The organism is Synechococcus sp. CS-603 (assembly GCF_977929215.1).
On record NZ_OZ376778.1, the window covers coordinates 1,517,356 to 1,537,772 of the forward strand.

The window sequence follows — 20,417 nt, forward strand, 5'->3', positions numbered from 1 at the left end:
TGGCAGGCAGGATCGCGACCTTGCAGAAGGCCCTGGAGCTGGAAGCCGCGCGCGGTTTCGCAGATCTCGAAGGCCGGCGGGAGCGCTTCAGCAGCTTCCTGTCGCGCAGCTGCCACGAGCTGGCCGCAAGGCCTGCTTCACCCAGCCTTGATGCTGCCCTGGCCGCCCTGGCGGCGGAATTCAGCGCCTACGCCAAGCTGAGCCTCAGCGCCCGGCAGAACCTGGTGCGGCGCTGCCGCGAGCGGCTGCATGGCCTGCGCCGCAGCCTGGAGCCGGCAACCCCCTTCGCCCCGCCGCGCCTGCGCCTGGCTGCGAGCCAGACCGTGAGCCAGACCAGAGCCACCCCGCTGGCCGCGCCGATCGGGCCGGACACCCCCTTGGCCGCAATTGCCGGCATCGGCCCCAAGACCGCCACACGGCTGGCTGGCCTTGGCCTGTTGCTGGCCCGCGACCTGCTGCGCCATTACCCCCGTGACTACCTCGACTACGCCCATTTGCTGCGCATCGATGCCCTGGTGCCGGGTGAGACCGCCACGATCGTGGCCACGGTGCGGCGCTGCCATGCCTTTGCCAGTCCGCGCAATCCCAACCTCTCGATCTTGGAACTGCAGCTCCAGGACATCACCGGACGGCTGCGGATCAGCAAATTTTTCGCCGGCAAGCGTTTCACCTCCACGGGCTGGCTGAGGTCCCAGGGACGCCTGTACCCGCTGGGCTGCACCCTGGCGGCCAGTGGGTTGGTCAAGGAAACGCCTTACGGTCCCAGCCTGCAGGACCCCTTGATCGAAGTGCTCGAAGCCCCCAATGCGCCGGTGCGCTCCAGCCAGATCGGTCGTCTGCTGCCTGTGTATGGGCTCACCGAGGGCCTCACCGCCGATCGCCTACGCCAGGCGGTGGCAGCGGTGCTGCCGGCCGCCGGCCCCTGGGGCGATCCCCTGCCCGCTGCCCTGCGCCAGCGGCTCGAGTTGATCGATCGCCCGCAGGCCTTGCAGGGAATCCATGCGCCCACAGACCGGCAGCAGCTCAGGGCCAGCCGGCACCGCCTGGTGTTCGATGAGCTGCTGTTGCTGCAGCTGAACCTGCTGCAACGGCGCCAGCAACAGATCAGCCGTCCCACCCAGCCCCTGGTGCTGCCAGCGAGCCAGGGAAGCCTGGTGGCGGCCTTCCTGGACCTGCTTCCCTTTCCGCTCACATCGGCCCAGCAGCGGGTGCTCGCTGAGATCCGCGCCGACCTCCGTCAGGAGCAGGCCATGGCCCGTTTGCTGCAAGGCGACGTCGGCAGCGGCAAGACCGTGGTGGCGATCGCGGCCCTGCTCACCGCCATCGAGGCGGGTTGCCAGGGTGCCCTGATGGCTCCCACCGAGGTGCTGGCCCAGCAGCACGCCCGCAAGCTGGGCGAATGGCTGCCCCAGATGCACATCAGCACCGCCCTGCTCACCGGCTCCACACCGCGGCCGCGCCGCCAGGAACTGCTGCAGGATCTGGCCAACGGTCAGTTGAAGCTGCTGGTCGGCACCCACGCCTTGCTCGAAGACCCGGTGCAGTTCGCCCGGCTTGGCCTGGTGGTGGTCGATGAACAGCACCGCTTCGGCGTGCGCCAGCGCAACCGCCTGCTTGGCAAGGGACTCCAGCCCCATCTGCTCACGATGACGGCCACCCCGATTCCGCGCACCCTGGCCCTCTCCGTGCATGGCGATCTGGAGGTGAGTCAGATCGACGAACTGCCCCCCGGTCGCACGCCGGTGTGTACCCAACTGCTGCGGGGAAGTCAACGGCAGCAGGCCTACCAGCTGATTCGCCAGCAGGTGGCCCTGGGTCTGCGGGCTTATGTGGTCTTGCCCCTGGTGGAGGAATCGGAAACCCTGGACCTGCGCTCAGCGGTGGAGGTTCACAACCAGCTCAGCGGCGAGGTGCTCGCCGACCTGCGTGTCGGCCTGCTGCATGGCCGCATGGACAGCCACGACAAGCAGGCGGCGATCACCGCCTTCGCTGGCGGCGCCACCGATGTGCTCGTGTCCACCACGGTGGTGGAAGTGGGCGTGGATGTGCCCGAGGCCAGCGTGATGGTGATTGAGCATGCCGATCGCTTCGGCCTGGCCCAGCTGCACCAGCTGCGCGGCCGGGTGGGCCGGGGTGCGGCGGTCTCCCACTGCCTGTTGATCAATGACAGCCGAAATCCTCTGGCCCGCCAGCGCCTGGAGCTGTTGGTGCGCTCCGCCGACGGCTTTGAGATCGCCGAGATGGACCTGCGTCTGCGCGGTCCTGGTCAGGTGCTTGGCACACGCCAGTCCGGCCTGCCGGATCTGGCCCTGGCCAGCCTCAGCGATGACGGCGAGGTGCTCGAGCAGGCCCGCCAGGTGGCCAAGGAGATCCTGGCGGGCGACCCTGAGCTGGCGGTCCATCCGGGCCTGCGCCAGGCCTTGAGCGAACAGCGCCAGGCCGACGCCGCCCGCTTGAATTGAGCGTTCATCGTCTGCGGCGACCCGCCAGCTGATCCCTTGCCACGTCCCTGGAGCACGGTCGCGATCGACGACAACGGCGAAACGCTGATCCCCCTGCCGGCCAGCCTGCATCGCCTTGAGCCCCATCCGTATCAGAGCCTCGGAGCCCCCTATGGCAACGGCGGTTGTCCCTTCCGGCTGCGCCAGGGCGTGGTGGAGCGCCTGTTGATCGCCCAGGCCCAGCTGCAGCGCCAGGATCCAGCCCTGCGGCTGGCGATCTTCGATGCCTGGCGGCCGGTGGCGGTCCAGGCCTTCATGGTGGAGCACGCCCTGGCCAGTGAATGGGCCCTCCGGGGCGTGGCGGCTGAGACGGCCAGTGCCGAGCGGGAGGCCATCCGCGAGCGGGTGAGCCGCTTCTGGGCGCCACCCAGTGAGGATCCAGCCACGCCGCCGCCGCACAGCACCGGCGCGGCCGTTGACCTCACCCTGGCTGAGGCCAGCGGTTCCCCCCTGGCGATGGGCGGCGAGATCGATGCGATCGCTGCGGTTTCAGAGCCGGATCACTACGCCGAAGCGGCGCGCGATCCCAGCAGCCAAGCCGCCCTCTGGCACCATCGCCGCTGCCTGCTGGCCGAGGCGATGGCCGTGGCGGGATTCAGCCAGCATCCCTACGAGTGGTGGCATTTCAGCTATGGCGACCAGCTCTGGGCCTGGCGTTCCCGGCAGCCAACCGCCTGTTACGGCCGCTGGCTAGCCGAGGGTTGAGGCAAGGGCATCGCCTGGAGCTCACGCCAGATCCGGTCGGCCTCATCGCGGCTGAGCAGGTTCTGGCTGGCACAGTCCTTCAGGCTCGCCTCAGCCATTTCAAGCTGCACCTGGCGCAGCCGGAGCAGAACCTTGGTGGATTGGCCAGCGAACTGCTGCAGCTGGCGCCGGTAGGCGCCGAGCATGTTGTCGCTCTGGCAGGTGGCTTGATCGGGACGGTAGGTCGTGACCGGGGCCGCTGGCGGCGGCGGCATCGAACGGCCCTGGGCCAGGGCGGCGCCGGCGGCAAAGGCGGCGATCGGGCCGATCAAACCGAACAGTAACTTTCTCAACGGCAGTCCTTTGAACGGCAGCCTTTTCAACAGCAGGCGACCGATCATCAGTTGGTGGGCAACAGGGCCCGCACCGCTTCAGGACCGAGCTTGCCGACGAAGTCACCAAAGCTGCGCGGCCGGCCCCCGTTTTGGGTCGATTTCCATTCGCACAGCAGGGGCTCCAGGGTGCACTCCAGATCGCTCAGCGGCATCCGCTCCAGGTAGGGGGTGGCCAGGCAGGTGAGGTTCGGTGTGCCGCCCAGCCAGAGCTGGTATTGCTCCACCCCACTGCCCACCAGACCGACTTCGGCCATGTAGGGGCGTGAGCAGCCATTGGGGCAGCCGGTCATGCGCACCAGCAGCGGTTGCTCGATCTCCAGCCGCTGCAGCAGTACTTCGAGGCGATCGAGCACGGCCGGCAGGATCCGCTCCGCTTCGGTGATGGCCAGCCCGCAGGTGGGCAGCGCTGGGCAGGCCAGGGCATGGCGCGCGAGAAGACCCGGTGCTTCCGGTGCGGCAAAGCCCAGGGCAATCAGGGCCGCCCGCAGGCTGGAGCGCTGGGAGGTGCCGATGTTGCAGAGCAACAGGTCTTGATTCGGGGTGAGGCGCACATCGAGCTGGTAGGTCTCAACGAGGCGCCGCAAGCCCTGTTTGACCGTTCCCTCCAGGCGCCCGCAGAGCAGGGGCAGGCCGACGAACCAGAGGCCGCTGCTCTGGCGATGCCAACCGAGATAGTCGGTGAGCTTGGCCTTGGGTTCCGGCCGCAGGCTTTTGAGCGGATGGGGGAAGTAGCGGAGCAGCTCGCCTTTGAACCAGGCGATGCCCCGGTCATGGATCAGGTATTTCATCCGGGCGTGGCGGCGCAGCTCGCGGTCGCCGTGGTCGCGCTGCAGGGCGGCGACCGCCTGGACGAGATCGAGAATGTGCTCGGCGGCCACGTAGCCGAGCGGATCGGCCGTGCGGGCGAAGGTGTCCTCCTTGTTGTGGGTCCGCCCCATGCCGCCGCCCACATACACGTTGCAGCCGCGCAGCCGTCCGCCCGGATCGGTGAACACCACCAGGCCGATGTCCTGGGTGAGCAGATCAACGGAGTTGTCGCCTGGCACCGTGACGGCCACCTTGAACTTGCGCGGCAGGTAGGTGCCCCCGTAGAGGGGCTCGCTGGCATCGCCGCTGAACAGGGCCCCCTGCTGCTGCCGGGCCCGTGCCTTGTTCACCTCAGGGGCAGGGCGGAAGCGATAACTGTGGTCGCCATCCACCCAGAGATCGAGGTAGGAGCCTTCGGCGGCCTGGGGAGCGAGCAGATCGGCGATCTGCTCGGCGAGGGCGCGCGCGGCGGGATAGCCCCCCTTCTCGAAGGGCGCTGCCGGCGCCATCACATTGCGGTTGATGTCACCACAGGCGGCCAGGGTGGAGCCCATGGCGCGCACGATGGTGCCGATCACCTCCTGCAGGTCGGCCTTGGCGATGCCATGCATCTGGAACGCCTGGCGGGTCGTTACCCGCAGGGTGCCGTTGCCGAGTCGGTCGGCCAGATCATCCATGGCCAGGTAGAGCGGCACGGGAATCAGGCCGGCGGGGCTGCGCAGGCGCAGCATCATCTGCCAGTCCTTCTCCTGGCCTTTCTGGCGATGGTCGCGGTTGTCCTGCTGGTAGCTGCCGTGGAACTTCAGGATCTGGACCGCCCCATCGGTGAAGAACGGCTTCTCGTTCTTCAGCTCGGTGGCCAGGGGTTCCTTGAGGTGGTCACTGCTCGCCTTGAGCTGCTCGAACTTGCTCGGAGGCGTCGGGGAAAGGGTCACAACAACGGCGCCGTCATCCACAGAAGGTAGCGAAGCAAGGGGCGCTCCAAAGGCGTTCAATACAGTCAGGGGCTCCCGAGAGGCAACCGTGGCCACATTCCTGCTGGAGATCGGCACCGAGGATTTGCCAGCGGATTTTGTCCGCCTTGCGATCCCCCAGCTGGAGCGGCAGGTGCGCGAGGCGCTGGCTGGCTTGCGCCTCGACCATGGGCTCGTCCATGGCACCGGTACCCCGCGGCGCCTGGCGATCAGCGTTGCAGGGCTGGCGGAGCGCCAGAGCGATCTCGAAGAGGAGCGCAAGGGACCGCCTGCTGCCCAGGCTTTCAGCGAGGGCGTGGCCACCGCGGCGGCCATCGGTTTTGCGCGCCGCTGTGGCGTGGCGCCCGAAGCCCTCGAGGTGCGCGAGACGGCCAAGGGACCGTTCGTGTTTGCCCGCAGCCTTCAGCTCGGCCAGCCCACCCTCTCGGTGCTGGCCGAGCAGATCCCGGGCTGGGTGAGCGCCCTGCAGGGCCGGCGGTTCATGCGCTGGGGCACGGGCGAGCGCCGCTTCAGCCGGCCGGTGCGCTGGCTGGTGGCCCTGCTCGATGACCAACTGATTCCAGTGGCCCTGAGCGGCTGTGATCCGGCTGTCGAGAGCGGGCGCCTCAGCCGCGGCCATCGCCTCAGCGCCGAAGCGGTGACGATCCCAAGCGCATCAACCTATGCGGCCACCCTGGCGGCGGCCGGCGTGCAGGTGGAACGGCAGCAGCGAGCTGACTGGATCCACAGCCAGCTGCAACGGGCTGCCGGGGAGTTGTCGGCCAGCCCCGACCTTCCAGACGAGCTGTTTGATGAGCTCGTTGACCTGGTCGAGTCGCCCACGTTGATCCAAGGACGGCTCGACGAACGCTTTCTTGCCCTGCCGCCGGAAGTGCTCAGCACGGTGATGCGCTCCCACCAGCGCTATGTGCCCCTGGTGCGCGCCGAGGCCGAGTCCGACCCGCTGGCCTTGAGCGCCACGGCCACACTGCTGCCCGCCTTCCTCTGCATCGGCAACGGCCGGCCGGAGGCCCAAGCCACGGTGCAGCGCGGCAACGAACGGGTGCTCAGGGCCCGCTTGGCCGATGCGGAGTTCTTCCTGGCGGCAGATCGGGCCATCCCCAGCGCGCAACGCCGCTTGCAGCTGGCCAGCGTCACCTTCGCCGAAGGGTTGGGCAGCCTGCTGGAGCGGGCCGAGCGACTGGAGTGGCTGGCTGGGTTGCTGCTCGAGCATCTCGCCCTGGCGGAGCCCGAAACGGCAGCGGCACGGCGGGCCGCCCACCTCTGCAAGCACGACCTCGTCAGCCAGATGGTGGGCGAATTCCCCGAACTCCAGGGCGTGATGGGGGCCAAATACCTGCTGGCTGAAGGCGAATCCCGGCCGGTGGCCCTGGCCGTGCTGGAGCATTACCTGCCGCGGGGAGCCGGTGATGCCTTACCCAGCTCCGAGGCCGGCGCCGTCGTCGCGCTTGCCGAGCGGCTTGAGTTGTTGCTCAGTGTCTATGCCAAGGGTGATCGGCCCAGTGGCTCCTCCGATCCCTACGCCCTGCGGCGGGCAGGAAACGGGCTGGTGCAGATTCTCTGGGAGCGGGGCTGGGCCCTGGATCTGATCGCGGTGTTGCGTCAGGCCACCGTGCAATGGCAGCAGCTGTTGCCGGCGCTGGGGATCGAGCCGGCGGCCCTGGCCACGGAGCTGGCTGAATTTCTGCGGTTGCGGCTGATCAGCTTGCTCGAGGAGCGCGGTTTTGACGCCGACTTGGTCCAGGCCGTGGCCGGCAGCAGCGTGGCGGCCGAGCGCCTGCTGGCTGACCCTGCCGATGCCCGCCAGCGGGTGGAACTGCTGGCCGAGCTCCGGGCCAGCGGGGCCCTGGCGCCAGTGCAGGCCGTGGTGCAGCGGGCCACTCGCCTGGCCGAGCAGGCAGATCTGGCTGCAGGAATCCTCAGCCCTGCGGGTGTGGTCGACCCCAGCCTGTTCAGCGCCAGCAGTGAGCAGGCCATGCTGACGGTCCTCCAGACCCTGGAGCCCCTGGCCAATAGCTCCAGCTACGAAGCCCTGGCTTCCAGCCTGGCGGCAAGCTCAGGAGCCCTGGCGGCCTTCTTCGATGGCGACAGCAGCGTGATGGTGATGGCCGATGACCCGGCCATCCGCAGCAATCGTCTCAACCTGCTGGCCCTGCTGCGCAACCAGGCCCTGGTGCTCGCCGATTTCAGCCAACTGGCCAGCAAAGCCGGCAATTGAGCCGGCTTTGCTGGCCAGTTGGCTCAGGGCTTGCTCGCCAGGGCCGGTTCGCGCACCTGTTTGGTCATGTCCACGGCTGATCCGGCTTTTGAATGGCCGGCAGCGGAGTTGCCGTTGGCAGTGGAGTGCACCTCGGGAGCATCAGCTGTGCCGGTGGCTGTGCCCGCGGCATTGGAGAGATGGAGCCGCTGGGCAGCCATCTCCTCCTCGGTTCTGACCGCGCTGGGCACGGGTTTATAGCCCTGGGGAGCGAGGGCGTGGCCACGCAGTACGGAAGCGAAGGTGAGCAGCGTCAGCTTGATCTGCTGCCAGGGATTCATCATCACCACCCGCTTGTAGAGGTAGCTGTCGAAGGTGAGGCGTTGAACATCCTTGTCATCGCACATCTCGACGAAGGCTTCTCTGGCGGCGTCGTTGCGATAAAAAATGTTCTGGAGAATTTCCAACACCTTGTAGGTGGCGCCGTACTGGCGATCCCACTTCTTGATATAAACCTTGAGATCTTTCTCCGTAGGGATTGTGTTGCCGTTGGCGCTGGCCGCAACGATCTGCTCGGCGCACATCCGCCCACTCTTAGCGGCGAAATAAATGCCTTCCCCGGAGCTCTTGGTGACGTAGCCGGCGGCATCGCCCACCAACGCCATCCGGCCCACCACCCGCCGCGGACGGGGATGCTCGGGAATCGGGTGCGCTTCCACCTTGATCACCTCGCCACCGAGCAAACGGTCGCTGGCCCTGGCGCGAACGCCCTTCTGCAGGCCCTTGATCAGGGACTGGTTCTTCTGCATCGTGCCGGTACCCACGGCCACGTGGTCGTACTTGGGGAACACCCAGCCGTAGAAATCAGGGGACACATCGGTGCCCACATACATTTCGGCGAGGTCCTCGTAGTAGCTCATCTCCTCCTTGGGAAGCCGAATGCGCTCCTGGAAGGCGATCGCCATGTTGTAGTCACCTGCGTCCATGGCCTTGGCCACCCGGCTGTTGGCCCCGTCGGCGCCGACGATCAGATCCACCTCCAGGGTTTTGATCTCGCCGGTGGGGCCACCAGCGGAATAATCGGCGTATTGGAGGGTGTAAGGACCCTGGCGATTCTTGCCGGTGTCGATGCTCTGCACCAAACCGTTGACCAGCTTGGTTCCCAGGCTGGCGGCGCGGTCGCGCAGGAAGCCATCCATGACTTCGCGCCGGCACATGCCGATGTATTCGTCTTGATTGCCGAGATGAATATCAACCTCGCGATTGGAGGGAGAGATCATTCGCATGTTGCGAACCTTCCGGTCAATGATCGACTCGGGAAGATCGAACTCATCGACCATGCAAAGCGGAATGGCCCCACCGCAAGGCTTGGCATTGTCGAGCTTGCGCTCAAACAGCCAGGTCTGAATGCCGGCCTTGGCCAGCACCTCAGCAGCACAGGATCCGCTCGGGCCGCCACCCACTACCGCGACTCGCAACATCTTGAAACCTGCTCCGCTGGAACGATCTTGAGCCCGAAGCTAACACCGTTAGAGGCCTCTGCGTTGATCCTTCGCCAGGGCGCCTCTACGATTGTTTCGAAGCTTGTTGGAGAGGGTGCGTGCCACCGCGAGTGCCGCCCCGTTCACTGTTCCGGGACTCGACAAAGGAGATCCCCGATGACATCCCGCTCGCCCGGCGCAGCGCCCGGCCAGCCCTGGTGTCCTCGCGGCGCTGGCCGTTCCTGCTCGCTGCTGCCCTTGGCCTGGCCACGCTGACGGCGGTGCTGGCCCTCTCCTTTCCCCAGGTCCTTGGTCAGCGCAGCACGGACCCCATGGCCGGCATCGAGGCGCGCCCCAGCCCCGATGGCCGGCTGCTGGGGCATTACCCCTATCTCGAAGCGACGCCGGAGAGATTGGTCAGCGTCGCGCCCGGACTGCGGTTGCATGTCGATGCGGCCGAATCCCTGCTGGCGATGAAGCGCGATGCCGCCGCCGCCGGCGTTGATCTGCGGCTGCTGAGTGCCTTCCGTGACGTTGAGTTGCAGAAAGCCATCTTCTTTGAGGTGAAATCAGAGCGCAATCAGAGCGCTTCAGAGCGGGCCAAGGTGAGCGCTCCACCTGGATTTTCGGAGCACAGCACGGGCTTTGCGGTGGATCTGGGTGATGGCAGCCGGCCGGAAACGAACCTGAAGGACGTCTTCGATCGCACACCGGCCTTTCTCTGGCTGGAGCGCAACGCCAACCGTTATCACTTCAAACTCTCCTTCCCGCAAGGCAACGACCAAGGGGTCAGCTATGAGCCGTGGCACTGGCGCTTCGAGGGATCAGCCGAAGCTCTCAAGCTGTTTGAAACGACCCGGCAAGCAGCTGAGATAAGGTGATCAATTGACCCGGCCGCTGTATGAGCGCCCCAGCTAAGCGCGCACCGATTCGCAATATCGCGATCATTGCCCACGTTGACCACGGCAAAACAACTCTGGTCGATGCCCTGTTGCAGCAGTCGGGCATCTTCCGTGACGGTGAGGCCGTTCCCACCTGCGTGATGGACTCCAACGACCTGGAGCGGGAGCGGGGGATCACCATCCTCTCCAAGAACACGGCCGTCACCTACGGCGATACGCGCATCAATATCGTTGACACCCCTGGTCACTCTGACTTCGGCGGAGAAGTGGAGCGGGTCCTCGGCATGGTCGATGGGGCCCTGTTGATCGTCGATGCCAACGAGGGGCCGATGCCCCAGACCCGCTTCGTGCTGCGCAAGGCCCTGGAGCAAGGCCTGCGGCCGATTGTGTTCATCAACAAGATCGATCGGGCGCGGGTCGACCCCGAGCAGGCGGTCGACAAGGTTCTCGATCTCTTTCTGGAGCTCGGCGCCGACGACGACCAGTGCGACTTCCCCTATCTGTTCGGCAGCGGCATGGGCGGATTCGCCAAGCCGGACATGGCGACTGAAAGCGACAACATGAAGCCGCTGTTCGACGCGATCCTGCGCCATGTGCCGCCCCCGGTTGGGGATGTGGACAAGCCACTGCAGCTGCAGGTCACCACGCTCGACTACTCCGATTTTCTCGGTCGCATCGTCATCGGCCGCGTCCATAACGGTGTGATCCGCTCTGGCCAGACCGCCTCACTGATTCGTGAAGACGGCAGCATCAAGCGCTGCCGGATCAGCAAGCTGCTGGGCTTCGAAGGCCTGCAACGGGTCGAGATCGCCGAAGCCAGCGCCGGTGATCTGGTGGCTGTGGCCGGCTTTGACGAGGTCAACATCGGCGAAACGGTCGCCTGCCCCGACCATCCCGAGGCCCTGCCGTTGATCCGGGTGGACGAACCCACCCTGCAGATGACCTTTGTCATCAACGATTCACCGTTTGCCGGTAAAGAAGGCAAATTCGTGACCAGCCGTCAGTTGCGCGACAGGCTCCAGCGGGAGCTGCTCACCAACGTGGCCCTGCGGGTGGAAGACACCGACTCCCCGGATCGCTTCGCCGTCAGTGGCCGCGGTGAACTTCACCTGGGCATCCTGATCGAAACGATGCGGCGCGAAGGCTTCGAGTTCCAGGTGTCCCAGCCCAAGGTGATCTTCCGCACCATCGATGGCACCCCCTGCGAACCGGTCGAAACCCTGGTGATGGATGTGCCTGAGGCCGCTGTCGGCAACTGCATCGAGAAGCTCGGCATGCGCAAGGGCGAGATGCAGAACATGGAAACAGGCGCCGACGGCCGAACCCAGCTGGAATTTGTCGTGCCGGCCCGTGGTCTGATCGGCTTCCGTGGTGAGTTCGTGCGGGCCACCCGCGGTGACGGGATCATGAGCCACTCCTTCTTTGAATACCGTCCGATGCAGGGCGAGTTCGAAACCCGCCGCAATGGCGTGCTGATCGCCTACGAGGAAGGAACCGCCACGTTCTATGCCCTCAAGGGCGCCGAAGACCGGGGACAGTTCTTCATCACCCCTGGCACCAAGGTGTACAAGGGAATGATCGTGGGCGAGCACAGCCGCCCGCCCGACCTCGAACTCAATGTCTGCAAGGCCAAGCAGGTCACCAACATCCGCTCGGCTGGCGCTGAAGTGCTCGACACGCTGCAATCTCCAATCCAGATGACCCTGGAGCGCGCCCTGGAGTACATCGGCCCCGACGAATTGCTCGAGGTCACCCCCGAGTCGATCCGGCTGCGCAAGCTGGCCATGAAGAAGCCAGCCAAGCGATGAGCCAGGAACTGGGAGCTGATCCCCGTTTCCTGGCCGCTGTGGCCCTCTTCAACTCCGGCGATTGGTATCCCTGCCATGACGGGTTCGAGGAGCTCTGGCACCAGACCCTCGGCCCCGATCGGGATGTCCTGCAGAGCTTTCTGCAGATCGCCGTCGCCCACCTACACCTCGAGCGTGGCAATCGCCGCGGGGCCACCTTGTTACTGGGAGAGGGGCTCGGTCGCCTGGCCCCTTTCCCCGCTGTTTGCCTCGGTCTCAACCTCGCCCCGCTGCGGGATCAGGTTCGTGACCGCTTGCAGTGCCTGCAGGGCAACGGAAACCCCCAAGACCTGCCCCTGCCCCAGTTGCAGCCAATCACATCCCTGGGTGGGTGAGGTCCGGCTGTGATCTGTAGATTGGTCCTGATCTGGGGCGAGCGCTGGGCCTGGCCGCGATCACCACGCACACCCCTGCTTCCCAGTTTTGCTCCCCTTCATGCGGAACCCTGAGCGGACCATTCCGGCTCAGATGACCCGCTGGCCAGCGCCGCGCAGCTTGCGCTTTGCACTGCCACTGGGCCTGTTGCTGCTCGCCGCCTTCTCGCCTCCCGTCCCGGCCAGGGGCCAGAACCCTGGCGTGGCGACCGCGCCGCCAGCGGCTGCCCCCACCGGCCTGCTCACGATTGAATCCGACAGCCAGAAGGCCGACAACGTCACAGGGGTGATCACGGCGATCGGCAATGTGCGGATTCTTTATCCCGATCGGCGCCTGGTGGCCACCTCCCGCCAGGCCCAATACTTCACCAACGAAGGTCGCATCGTGCTGAGCGGCGATGTGGATGTGGTGCAGGAAGGCGGAAATCTGCTGCGGGCTGAACGGGTGATCTACATGGTCGACAGCGAGCAGGTGCTGGCCCAGCCCAGCAATGGTCAACAGGTGTTCAGCCAACTGCGCCTCCAGGAGACCCTGCCGGCGGCTGCCCCCTCCCTGCCGCGATGAGCCTCACGCTCGAAGACGTGGCCCTCAGCCTGGGCGGGCGCCCCCTGGTCAAAGGTGTGAGCCTGGAGCTCAATCCCGGCGAAGTGGTGGGGCTGCTTGGGCCCAATGGCGCCGGTAAGACCACCACCTTTAATTTGGTGACAGGCCAGCTGAAACCCGATCGCGGCAGGGTCGTGCTCGATGGCAAGAATGTGGAAGGACTGGCCATGCCGCAGCGGGCGCGCCTGGGCATCGGCTACCTGCCCCAGGAACCCAGCGTCTTTCGCCAGCTCACGGTCCGTCAGAACCTGCAGCTGGCCCTCCAGGAAAGCGGGGCACCGATGGCCCAGCGCCGGGAGCGCCTGGACCAGCTGATCGATGAGTTCCACCTCGGCCCCTTCCAGCAACGGCAGGGTTTTCAGCTCTCCGGCGGCGAGCGTCGCCGCTGTGAGGTGGCCAGAGCCCTGGCGGTGGGTCCCAAGGGGCCCCGCTACCTGCTGCTGGATGAACCGTTTGCGGGCGTTGATCCTCTCGCTGTTGCCGATCTGCAGGCGTTGATCAGCAAGCTGAAGGAACGATCGATGGGATTGCTGATCACCGATCACAACGTGCGCGAAACCCTGGCGATCACCGATCGGGCCTACATCCTTACCGAAGGCAGCATTCTTGCCGCCGGTCGCTCCAACGAAGTGGCGGACAATCCCCTGGTCCGCCGCCACTACCTCGGTGACGCCTTTCAGCTATGAACATCAGCTTGGCCATCGGCCGGCCGGCCCGTCAATTGGGGATCCAGCTGCAGCGACTGCCGCTGATGGATCGCTGGCTGGTCGGCGAACTCGTCGGTCCGCTGCTCTTTGGTATTGCCGCCTTCACGGCCGTCTCGTTGTCGGTGGGGGTGGTCTTCGAGCTGGTGCGCCGGGTGGCGGAATCCGGGTTGCCAGTGGCAGCCGCCATGCAGGTGTTAGGGCTGCGCATGCCCGGATTCCTGGTGCTGTCGTTTCCGATGGCAACCTTGATGGCCACCTTGCTGGCCTACAGCAGCCTGTCGAGCAACGGCGAACTCAAAGCCTTGCGCAGCCTGGGTGTGAGCACCTGGCGGATGGTGGTTCCAGCCCTGCTGGTGGCGGTGCTGATGAGCCTGATCACCTTCCTGTTCAACGACCTGATCGTGCCGAATGCCAACCTCCAGGCGACCGACACGCTCCGTCAGGCGCTGGGCAAGTCAGTGGCGGCGGAGACGGGAAGCAACATCATCTATTCCCGCTTCAGCCGCAGGCAAAAGGCCGATGAGGAAGGGGAGAGCGAACGCTACCTCTCGCAACTCTTTTATTCCCGCCAGTTCAGGGATGGTGAGATGAAAGATGTCACCGTGCTCGATTTCAGCCGCGACAGCGGAACCCAGATCCTCAGTGCCGATCGTGCCGTCTGGAGTGAGGCCGAAGGGATGTGGGAATTTCTTGACGGCAAGATCGTGCTGGTGGGGCAGGGTGACCAGGCCACCACTTCGGCCCGCTTCAACAACTACCTCTATCCCCTCGATCAGGGGCCGATGAAGCTGGCCGAACTACCAAAAGATGCCGCCAGCATGACGGTAGCCCAGGCGATCAGTGCGGAGAAACTGCTGAGCGAAGCGGGTGATCGCAAAGAAGCCAGGCGCCTGCGGGTGCGGATCCAGGAGAAATTCGCCTTCCCGGCCATCTGTGTTGTGTTCGGGCTGATCGGCAGCAGCCTCGGGGTCAGGCCGGCTGGTCGAACCAGTCGCAGTCAGGGGTTTGGCATCAGCGTCCTGCTGATCTTCTCCTACTACCTGATGTCCTTCATCTTCAGTTCGCTTGGGGTCAAGGGAACGGTGGGACCGTTCCTGGCGGCCTGGGCCCCGGTGCTGATCGGCCTGGCGATTGGCCTGGTGATGTTGCGCCAGGCCAGTCGCTGAGGCGGGGTCAGCGGGCAGACTGGTTGAAACCTGTTGGCTTCTTCGACGTGCTGGCTGCCGTGAATGACCCGGTCCTCGCCCTTGGCCTCCTGGCCTTTGGGCTGTTGCTGGTTGCCCTGCCGCTGGCCTTCTGGAGTGTGAGTGGGCAGGCCACCCGCAGTGTCACTGTCGTGCGCCTGTTGGTGGCGGCCGCGAATCTGAGCCTTACGGCCCAGCTCACCCTGCGCTGGTGGGAATCGGGCCATTTCCCGATCAGCAATCTCTACGAGTCGCTCTGCTTCCTGGCCTGGGCCTGCACGCTCACCCAGCTGCTGGTGGAGCGCTCCTGGCCCTCACCGCTGGTGCCAGCTGCCGCCACGCCGATGGGACTGGGCTGCCTCGCCTTCGCCAGCTTCGCTCTGCCGGATCGGCTGCAGCAAGCGGCACCTCTGGTGCCGGCGTTGCGCTCCAGCTGGCTGGTGATGCACGTCAGCGTGATCATGGTGAGCTATGCGGCCTTGCTGGTGGGCTCGCTGCTCTCCCTGGCGGTGCTGTTCACCGATCGCGACCAGGCCCTGCAACTGCGCAGCAGCTCGATCGGCAGCGGTGGTTTCCGCCAGGCCAAGCTGGCCACCAGCGGTGGCGATCTCCAGCTGAGCAGCGTGGCGATCGGCATCAACGAGCAACTCGACAGCCTCAGCTATCGCACGATCACCGTTGGCTTTCTGCTGCTGTCCGTGGGGCTGGTGAGCGGCGCGGTCTGGGCCAACGAGGCCTGGGGCAGCTGGTGGAGCTGGGACCCGAAAGAAACCTGGGCCCTGATCTGCTGGCTCGTCTATGCGGCCTATCTGCACACGCGCCTGAGCCGTGGCTGGCAGGGCCGGCGCCCGGCGCTGGTGGCGGTGGCAGGACTGGTGGTGATCGTGGTCTGCTACATCGGCGTCAACCTTCTCGGCATCGGCCTGCACAGCTATGGCTGGTTTCTCGGAGCTTGAGCCCAGGCCGGCGAATGATGACAATCGGTGACCATCCATCCTGGCCGGTTTCCATAAAAAAACTGCCGATCAACCCATCGGGGGCTGATCGGCAGAGCGGGTGGTCAGGGGCGCAGCTCAGACAAGCAGGGCTTCGCGGCGGCTGTTGCGGATGCCGCTGATCGCTTCGCGGTAGTCGGGCTGGTTGAACACCCCAGAGCCCGAAACGATCGCATTGGCGCCCACTTCGATCACCTGCCAGGCGTTGCCAGCCTTGAGGCCGCCATCCACTTCGATCCAGGGATCAAGGCCGCGCTCATCGCACATCCGCCTGAGACGGCGCACCTTCTCAACCGCTGAGGGGATAAAGCTCTGGCCGCCAAAGCCGGGGTTCACGCTCATGATCAGGACGAGATCGCAGAGCTCCAGGCAGTACTCCAGGGTGTCGAGCGAGGTGCCGGGGTTGAGCACGGCTCCGGCCTTTTTGCCGAGATCCTTGATCTGGCCCAGGTTGCGGTGCAGGTGCGGGCAGGCTTCAACCTGCACATAGATGTGATCGGCTCCCGCCTTGGCGAAATCCGCCACATACTTCTCGGGCTCGACGATCATCAGGTGCACATCGAGCGGCTTGGCGGTCACAGGCCGCAGCGCTTCGACGATCAGTGGGCCGATCGTGATGTTGGGAACGAATCGGCCGTCCATCACGTCCACGTGGATCCAGTCGGCTCCCGCCTCATCGACGGCGCGCACCTCATCTCCGAGGCGGGCGAAATCAGCGGAAAGGATCGAAGGGGCGATCACCAGAGGCTTCGTGCTCATGGTTGGGGCCACCGGGGCGGAGGGTGCTCAGCGATTGTAGGAATCGGTCGGAACGCCCCGCCCCTGACGCCGGGAGCAGGCCAATCGGCGCTGATAGAGTATCGATTGCTTCAACCCTGAAAGGCCTTGCGGCAGCTGACCTGCCGGTCTTTCCCTTGTTGCGCTCTCTCCCCCCTGCCAGACCCACGTGGATCGCACCCTCATTCAGGAACTGCTCGAAGTCGTCGAGCAGGCCGCCATCGCCTCGGCCCATCTCACCGGTCTGGGCCAGAAGGATGAGGCCGATGCAGCTGCCGTCGAAGCGATGCGCACGCGGATGGGGGCGATCGCCATGCAGGGCCGCATCGTGATCGGTGAGGGCGAGCGCGATGAGGCGCCGATGCTTTACATCGGCGAGGAAGTAGGCAGCGGCACGGGTCCGGGCGTGGATTTCGCCGTGGATCCCTGCGAGGGCACCAATCTCTGCGCCAACGCCCAGGACGGCTCGATGGCCGTGCTGGCCGCTTCTGACCGCGGGGGCCTGTTCAATGCACCTGATTTCTACATGAAGAAGCTGGCGGCGCCCCCGGCCGCCAAGGGCAAGGTGGACATCCGCAAGAGCGCCACGGAGAACATCGCCATCCTCAGCGCCTGCCTGGGCATGCCCGCCAGCGATCTGGTGATCGTGGTGATGGAGCGGGCCCGCCACAAGGATCTGATCGCCGAGATCCGCGCCACCGGCGCCCGGGTCAAGCCGATCAGTGATGGCGACGTTCAAGCGGCGATCGCCTGCGGCTTCGCCGGCACCGGCACCCACTGCCTGATGGGCATCGGCGCTGCTCCTGAAGGGGTGATCTCAGCGGCGGCCTTGCGCTGCCTGGGCGGCCACTTTCAGGGCCAGCTGGTCTATGACCCGGCAATCGCCCAGACCTCCGAATGGGCCGACTACACCAAGGAGGGCAACATCGAGCGCCTCAACTCCATGGGCATCACCGACATCGACAAGGTGTACGAGGCCGAGGAACTGGCCTCGGGCGAGAACGTGGTGTTCGCTGGCAGCGGCATCACCCCTGGCCTGCTGTTCAAGGGCGTGGTGTTCGAGGCCGACTGCACCCGCACCAGCAGTTTGATCATCAGCTCGCTCGACACCAGCGCCCGCTTCACCGACACGATCCACATCAAGCCCGGCGCCCAGAGCGTCGCGCTGCGCTGAGCGCCCACCCCATGCACATCGCCGTCGTCGGCCTCAGCCATCGCACGGCTCCGGTCGAGATCCGTGAGCGGCTGAGCATTCCCGAGCAGACCATGGAGGATTCCCTCCAACAGCTGCGCGGTGACGCCCAGGTGCTGGAGGCCTCGATCCTCAGCACCTGCAACCGGCTGGAGATCTACACCCTGCTGCGCAGTCCAGAGCAGGGGATCACGGCGGTGGGGTCCTTCCTCAGCCGCCATTCCGGCCTCGATTTCGGCGAACTCACCCCCCACCTGTTCACGTATCACCACGCCGAGGCGGTGTCCCACCTGATGCGGGTGGCTTCCGGGCTCGACAGCCTGGTGCTGGGGGAGGGGCAGATCCTCTCCCAGGTCAAAAAGATGGTGCGGCTCGGCCAGGAGCATGGCTCGATTGGCCCGATCCTCAACCGCCTGCTCACCCAGGCCGTCAGCACCGGCAAGCGGGTGCGCACCGAAACTAACCTGGGCACCGGCGCCGTCTCGATCAGCTCGGCGGCCGTGGAACTGGCCCAGCTCAAGGTGGGCCAGGCCCGGGGCCTCGACGAACTCGTCAGCCTTGACCAGGAACAGGTGGCGGTGGTGGGAGCGGGTCGGATGGCCCGCCTGCTGCTTCAGCATCTGCAGTCGAAAGGCTGCAAGGCCCTGGTTTTGCTCAACCGCACGGTTGAGCGGGCCGAAGCCCTGGCGGCCGATTTTCCGGAACTGCCGGTGCAATGCCGCCCGCTCAGCGATCTCGACCACTGCCTGAGCACCTGCTCGCTGGTGTTCACCAGCACGGCAGCCGAGCAGCCGATCATCGATCAGGCCCGGCTGCAGTCGCTCAACCGGCGCTCCTCGCTGATGCTGGTGGATATCGGCGTTCCCCGCAACATCAGCTCAGGGGTCAGCGTCCTGCCTGGCGTGGAGTCTTTTGATGTCGACGACCTGCAGGAGGTGGTGAACCGCAACCAGGAGTCGCGGCGGGAGATCGCCGCCGAGGCCGAGGGCCTGCTGCAGGAGGAGGCCCAGCAGTTCCTGGAATGGTGGGATGGGCTGGAGGCAGTGCCCACCTTGAACAAACTGCGCCAGACCCTGGAGGTGATCCGCGAACAGGAGTTGCAGAAGGCGCTCAGCCGCATGGGGCCCGATCTCTCGGCGCGGGAGCGCAAGGTTGTCGAAGCGCTCAGCAAGGGGATCATCAACAAGGTGCTGCACAGCCCTGTCACCAACCTGCGGGCCCCCCAGCCGCGGCAACAACGGCACCTGGCCATGCAGGCTCTCCATGACCTCTTCGCCCTTGACGAAGGCAGCGGCGAGGGCTGAAACCGGCTGGCAACGGCTCCCCTTAACCAGAGATTGATGGGTTCTTGGTGGGGGCTTGGCTGTCTGGGTCAGCCGGTCCAGTACGGTTCAGGTGTGCTGCATGCAGCCCTACAAGGAGTGAGTGATGAAGCGGGTTTTGGCGATCATCCTCGGCGGTGGAGCAGGCACTCGCCTCTACCCGCTCACCAAGATGCGGGCCAAGCCAGCGGTGCCCCTGGCCGGCAAATACCGGCTGATCGATATCCCGATCAGCAACTGCATCAATTCTGGTGTCAACAAGATCTATGTGCTGACCCAGTTCAACAGCGCCTCCCTCAACCGGCACCTCACCCAGACCTACAACCTCTCGGCCGGCTTCGGCCAGGGTTTTGTCGAGGTGCTCGCCGCCCAGCAGACGCCCGATAGCCCCAGCTGGTTCGAGGGAACCGCCGATGCGGTTCGTAAATATCAGTGGCTGTTCCAGGAATGGGACGTGGACCACTACTTGATCCTCTCCGGTGACCAGCTCTACCGGATGGACTACAGCCAATTCGTGGACCACCACATCAACAGCGGCGCTGATCTGAGCGTGGGCGCCCTGCCGGTGGATCAGGCCCAGGCCGAAAGCTTTGGCCTGATGCGCGCCGAGCGCGACGGCCGCATCCGTGAATTCAGCGAAAAGCCAAAAGGTGCGGCGCTGGAGTCGATGAAGGTGGACACCGCCAGCCTGGGCCTGAGCGAAGCCGAAGCGGCCCGGCGCCCCTATCTGGCTTCGATGGGGATCTACGTGTTCAACCGGCACACCCTCTTCGACCTGCTGGCCCGCAATCCCACCGCCACCGATTTCGGCAAGGAAATCATCCCCCTGGCCCTGGAGCGTGGCGACAACCTCCAGAGTTATCTCTTCGACGACTACTGGGAAGACATCGGCACCATCGGTGCGTTTTATGAGGCCAACCTGGCGCTCACCGATCAACCCAGGCCGGCCTTCTCCTTCTACGACGAAAAATTTCCGATCTACACCAGGCCGCGTTATTTGCCTCCCAGCAAGTTGCTGGACACCCAGGTCACCCAGTCGATCATCGGCGAGGGCTCCTTGCTCCAGGCCTGCAGCATTCATCACTGCGTGCTCGGTGTGCGCTCCCGGGTCGAAGGCGAGGTGGTGTTGCAAGACACCCTGGTAATGGGTGCGGATTACTACGAATCCTCGGAGGAACGGGCCGTGCTGCGCGAGCGCGGCGGCATCCCCCTTGGCGTCGGCCATGGCACCACCGTCAAGGGCGCGATCCTCGATAAAAACGTCCGCATCGGCCGCAACGTCACGATCGTCAACAAGGACCGCATCGAGGAAGCTGACCGGCCAGAGCTGGGCTTCTACATCCGCAACGGCATCGTCGTGGTGGAGAAGAACGCCACGATCGCCGATGGCACGGTGATCTAGGGGCTTCTGAGCGCTTGCTGACACACCCTGCAGCGACACCCATGGGCGTCGCTGCGAAGGGCACACTGGCTA

At 65.5% G+C, this 20,417-nt stretch carries 17 protein-coding genes; 13 read left to right on the top strand and 4 right to left on the bottom strand.

All coding sequences use genetic code 11. The features are described 5' to 3' along the window. The first annotated feature begins 11 nt into the window (after nucleotides 1-11). Together recG and ACXMDM_RS07975 are read left to right on the top strand one after the other, a co-directional pair. Nucleotides 12-2,462 carry an ATP-dependent DNA helicase RecG gene (gene recG, locus ACXMDM_RS07970; protein WP_071802240.1) on the top strand — a complete coding sequence of 817 codons (2,451 nt, stop codon included), beginning with the start codon at nucleotides 12-14 and terminating at the stop codon, nucleotides 2,460-2,462. A gap of 36 nt (nucleotides 2,463-2,498) precedes the next feature. Further along, the gene (locus ACXMDM_RS07975; RefSeq protein WP_071801297.1) at nucleotides 2,499-3,206 is read left to right on the top strand and encodes a M15 family metallopeptidase; all 708 of its coding nucleotides are present in this window, start codon (nucleotides 2,499-2,501) and stop codon (nucleotides 3,204-3,206) included. Here the strand turns inward: ACXMDM_RS07975 and ACXMDM_RS07980 are convergent. Further along, nucleotides 3,179-3,586, bottom strand: coding sequence for a hypothetical protein (locus tag ACXMDM_RS07980; protein WP_071801298.1), 408 nt, complete (start codon nucleotides 3,584-3,586; stop codon nucleotides 3,179-3,181). The genes ACXMDM_RS07975 and ACXMDM_RS07980 overlap by 28 nt on opposite strands. Next, nucleotides 3,586-5,322: a sulfite reductase, ferredoxin dependent gene (gene sir, locus ACXMDM_RS07985; RefSeq protein WP_233830693.1), complete on the bottom strand. Its 1,737-nt coding sequence runs from the start codon at nucleotides 5,320-5,322 to the stop codon at nucleotides 3,586-3,588. The genes ACXMDM_RS07980 and sir overlap by 1 nt, the downstream gene beginning before the upstream one ends. Before the next feature lie 88 nt (nucleotides 5,323-5,410). Between sir and glyS the strand changes: the two genes are divergently transcribed. Continuing rightward, nucleotides 5,411-7,579, top strand: a complete 2,169-nt coding sequence (gene glyS / locus ACXMDM_RS07990) for a glycine--tRNA ligase subunit beta (RefSeq protein WP_071801300.1) — start codon at nucleotides 5,411-5,413, stop codon at nucleotides 7,577-7,579. A 23-nt stretch (nucleotides 7,580-7,602) separates the two neighbouring features. On the opposite strand, the gene chlP is transcribed toward glyS, so the two are convergent. Further along, complete coding sequence (gene chlP, locus ACXMDM_RS07995; RefSeq protein WP_071801301.1) at nucleotides 7,603-9,039, bottom strand: geranylgeranyl reductase; 1,437 nt, start codon at nucleotides 9,037-9,039, stop codon at nucleotides 7,603-7,605. Between the two features lie 473 nt (nucleotides 9,040-9,512). On the opposite strand from chlP, the gene ACXMDM_RS08000 reads away from it, so the two are divergent. The 7 genes from ACXMDM_RS08000 to ccsB all read left to right on the top strand — a co-directional run bounded on the left by ACXMDM_RS08000 (nucleotide 9,513) and on the right by ccsB (nucleotide 15,613). Continuing rightward, entirely contained in the window at nucleotides 9,513-9,920 is a 408-nt protein-coding gene (locus tag ACXMDM_RS08000; RefSeq protein ID WP_399249281.1) for a M15 family metallopeptidase, read from the top strand. A 20-nt stretch (nucleotides 9,921-9,940) separates the two neighbouring features. Beyond that, nucleotides 9,941-11,749, top strand: a complete 1,809-nt coding sequence (gene typA / locus ACXMDM_RS08005) for a translational GTPase TypA (protein ID WP_071801303.1) — start codon at nucleotides 9,941-9,943, stop codon at nucleotides 11,747-11,749. Continuing rightward, on the top strand, nucleotides 11,746-12,123 hold the full coding sequence (locus ACXMDM_RS08010) for a DUF309 domain-containing protein (RefSeq protein WP_071801304.1): 378 nt from the start codon (nucleotides 11,746-11,748) through the stop codon (nucleotides 12,121-12,123). The genes typA and ACXMDM_RS08010 overlap by 4 nt, the downstream gene beginning before the upstream one ends. A gap of 133 nt (nucleotides 12,124-12,256) precedes the next feature. After that, on the top strand, nucleotides 12,257-12,727 hold the full coding sequence (locus tag ACXMDM_RS08015) for an LptA/OstA family protein (RefSeq protein ID WP_071801305.1): 471 nt from the start codon (nucleotides 12,257-12,259) through the stop codon (nucleotides 12,725-12,727). Beyond that, a complete protein-coding gene (lptB, locus tag ACXMDM_RS08020) occupies nucleotides 12,724-13,452 on the top strand; it encodes an LPS export ABC transporter ATP-binding protein (RefSeq protein WP_071801306.1) in 729 nt (242 codons plus the stop codon). Before ACXMDM_RS08015 ends, lptB begins: the two co-directional genes overlap by 4 nt. Continuing rightward, nucleotides 13,449-14,639, top strand: a complete 1,191-nt coding sequence (locus tag ACXMDM_RS08025) for an LptF/LptG family permease (protein ID WP_071801307.1) — start codon at nucleotides 13,449-13,451, stop codon at nucleotides 14,637-14,639. Before lptB ends, ACXMDM_RS08025 begins: the two co-directional genes overlap by 4 nt. Before the next feature lie 59 nt (nucleotides 14,640-14,698). After that, nucleotides 14,699-15,613, top strand: a complete 915-nt coding sequence (gene ccsB / locus ACXMDM_RS08030; RefSeq protein WP_259723066.1) for a c-type cytochrome biogenesis protein CcsB — start codon at nucleotides 14,699-14,701, stop codon at nucleotides 15,611-15,613. 117 nt (nucleotides 15,614-15,730) lie between these two features. On the opposite strand, the gene rpe is transcribed toward ccsB, so the two are convergent. After that, entirely contained in the window at nucleotides 15,731-16,411 is a 681-nt protein-coding gene (gene rpe, locus ACXMDM_RS08035; RefSeq protein WP_071801308.1) for a ribulose-phosphate 3-epimerase, read from the bottom strand. Between the two features lie 187 nt (nucleotides 16,412-16,598). Here rpe and glpX point away from each other — a divergent pair, with 187 nt between their 5' ends. The 3 genes from glpX (at nucleotide 16,599) to ACXMDM_RS08050 (ending at nucleotide 20,345) form a co-directional block, all read left to right on the top strand. After that, on the top strand, nucleotides 16,599-17,603 hold the full coding sequence (gene glpX / locus ACXMDM_RS08040; RefSeq protein WP_259723065.1) for a class II fructose-bisphosphatase: 1,005 nt from the start codon (nucleotides 16,599-16,601) through the stop codon (nucleotides 17,601-17,603). An 11-nt stretch (nucleotides 17,604-17,614) separates the two neighbouring features. Then, nucleotides 17,615-18,925: a glutamyl-tRNA reductase gene (locus ACXMDM_RS08045; RefSeq protein WP_259723064.1), complete on the top strand. Its 1,311-nt coding sequence runs from the start codon at nucleotides 17,615-17,617 to the stop codon at nucleotides 18,923-18,925. 124 nt (nucleotides 18,926-19,049) lie between these two features. Then, a complete protein-coding gene (locus tag ACXMDM_RS08050; protein WP_259723063.1) occupies nucleotides 19,050-20,345 on the top strand; it encodes a glucose-1-phosphate adenylyltransferase in 1,296 nt (431 codons plus the stop codon). The last annotated feature ends 72 nt before the right edge of the window (nucleotides 20,346-20,417 follow it).

Excerpts from the sequence above, each read along its gene's own strand:
- ACXMDM_RS08045 (WP_259723064.1), top strand. The coding sequence starts at position 17,615 with ATGCACATCGCCGTCGTCGGCCTCAGCCATCGCACGGCTCCGGTCGAG.
- typA (WP_071801303.1), top strand. The coding sequence starts at position 9,941 with ATGAGCGCCCCAGCTAAGCGCGCACCGATTCGCAATATCGCGATCATT.
- lptB (WP_071801306.1), top strand. The coding sequence starts at position 12,724 with ATGAGCCTCACGCTCGAAGACGTGGCCCTCAGCCTGGGCGGGCGCCCC.
- ACXMDM_RS08025 (WP_071801307.1), top strand. The coding sequence starts at position 13,449 with ATGAACATCAGCTTGGCCATCGGCCGGCCGGCCCGTCAATTGGGGATC.
- chlP (WP_071801301.1), bottom strand. The coding sequence starts at position 9,039 with ATGTTGCGAGTCGCGGTAGTGGGTGGCGGCCCGAGCGGATCCTGTGCT.
- ACXMDM_RS08010 (WP_071801304.1), top strand. The coding sequence starts at position 11,746 with ATGAGCCAGGAACTGGGAGCTGATCCCCGTTTCCTGGCCGCTGTGGCC.
- rpe (WP_071801308.1), bottom strand. The coding sequence starts at position 16,411 with ATGAGCACGAAGCCTCTGGTGATCGCCCCTTCGATCCTTTCCGCTGAT.
- ACXMDM_RS07980 (WP_071801298.1), bottom strand. The coding sequence starts at position 3,586 with ATGATCGGTCGCCTGCTGTTGAAAAGGCTGCCGTTCAAAGGACTGCCG.
- ACXMDM_RS08050 (WP_259723063.1), top strand. The coding sequence starts at position 19,050 with ATGAAGCGGGTTTTGGCGATCATCCTCGGCGGTGGAGCAGGCACTCGC.
- ACXMDM_RS08015 (WP_071801305.1), top strand. The coding sequence starts at position 12,257 with ATGACCCGCTGGCCAGCGCCGCGCAGCTTGCGCTTTGCACTGCCACTG.
- ACXMDM_RS08000 (WP_399249281.1), top strand. The coding sequence starts at position 9,513 with ATGAAGCGCGATGCCGCCGCCGCCGGCGTTGATCTGCGGCTGCTGAGT.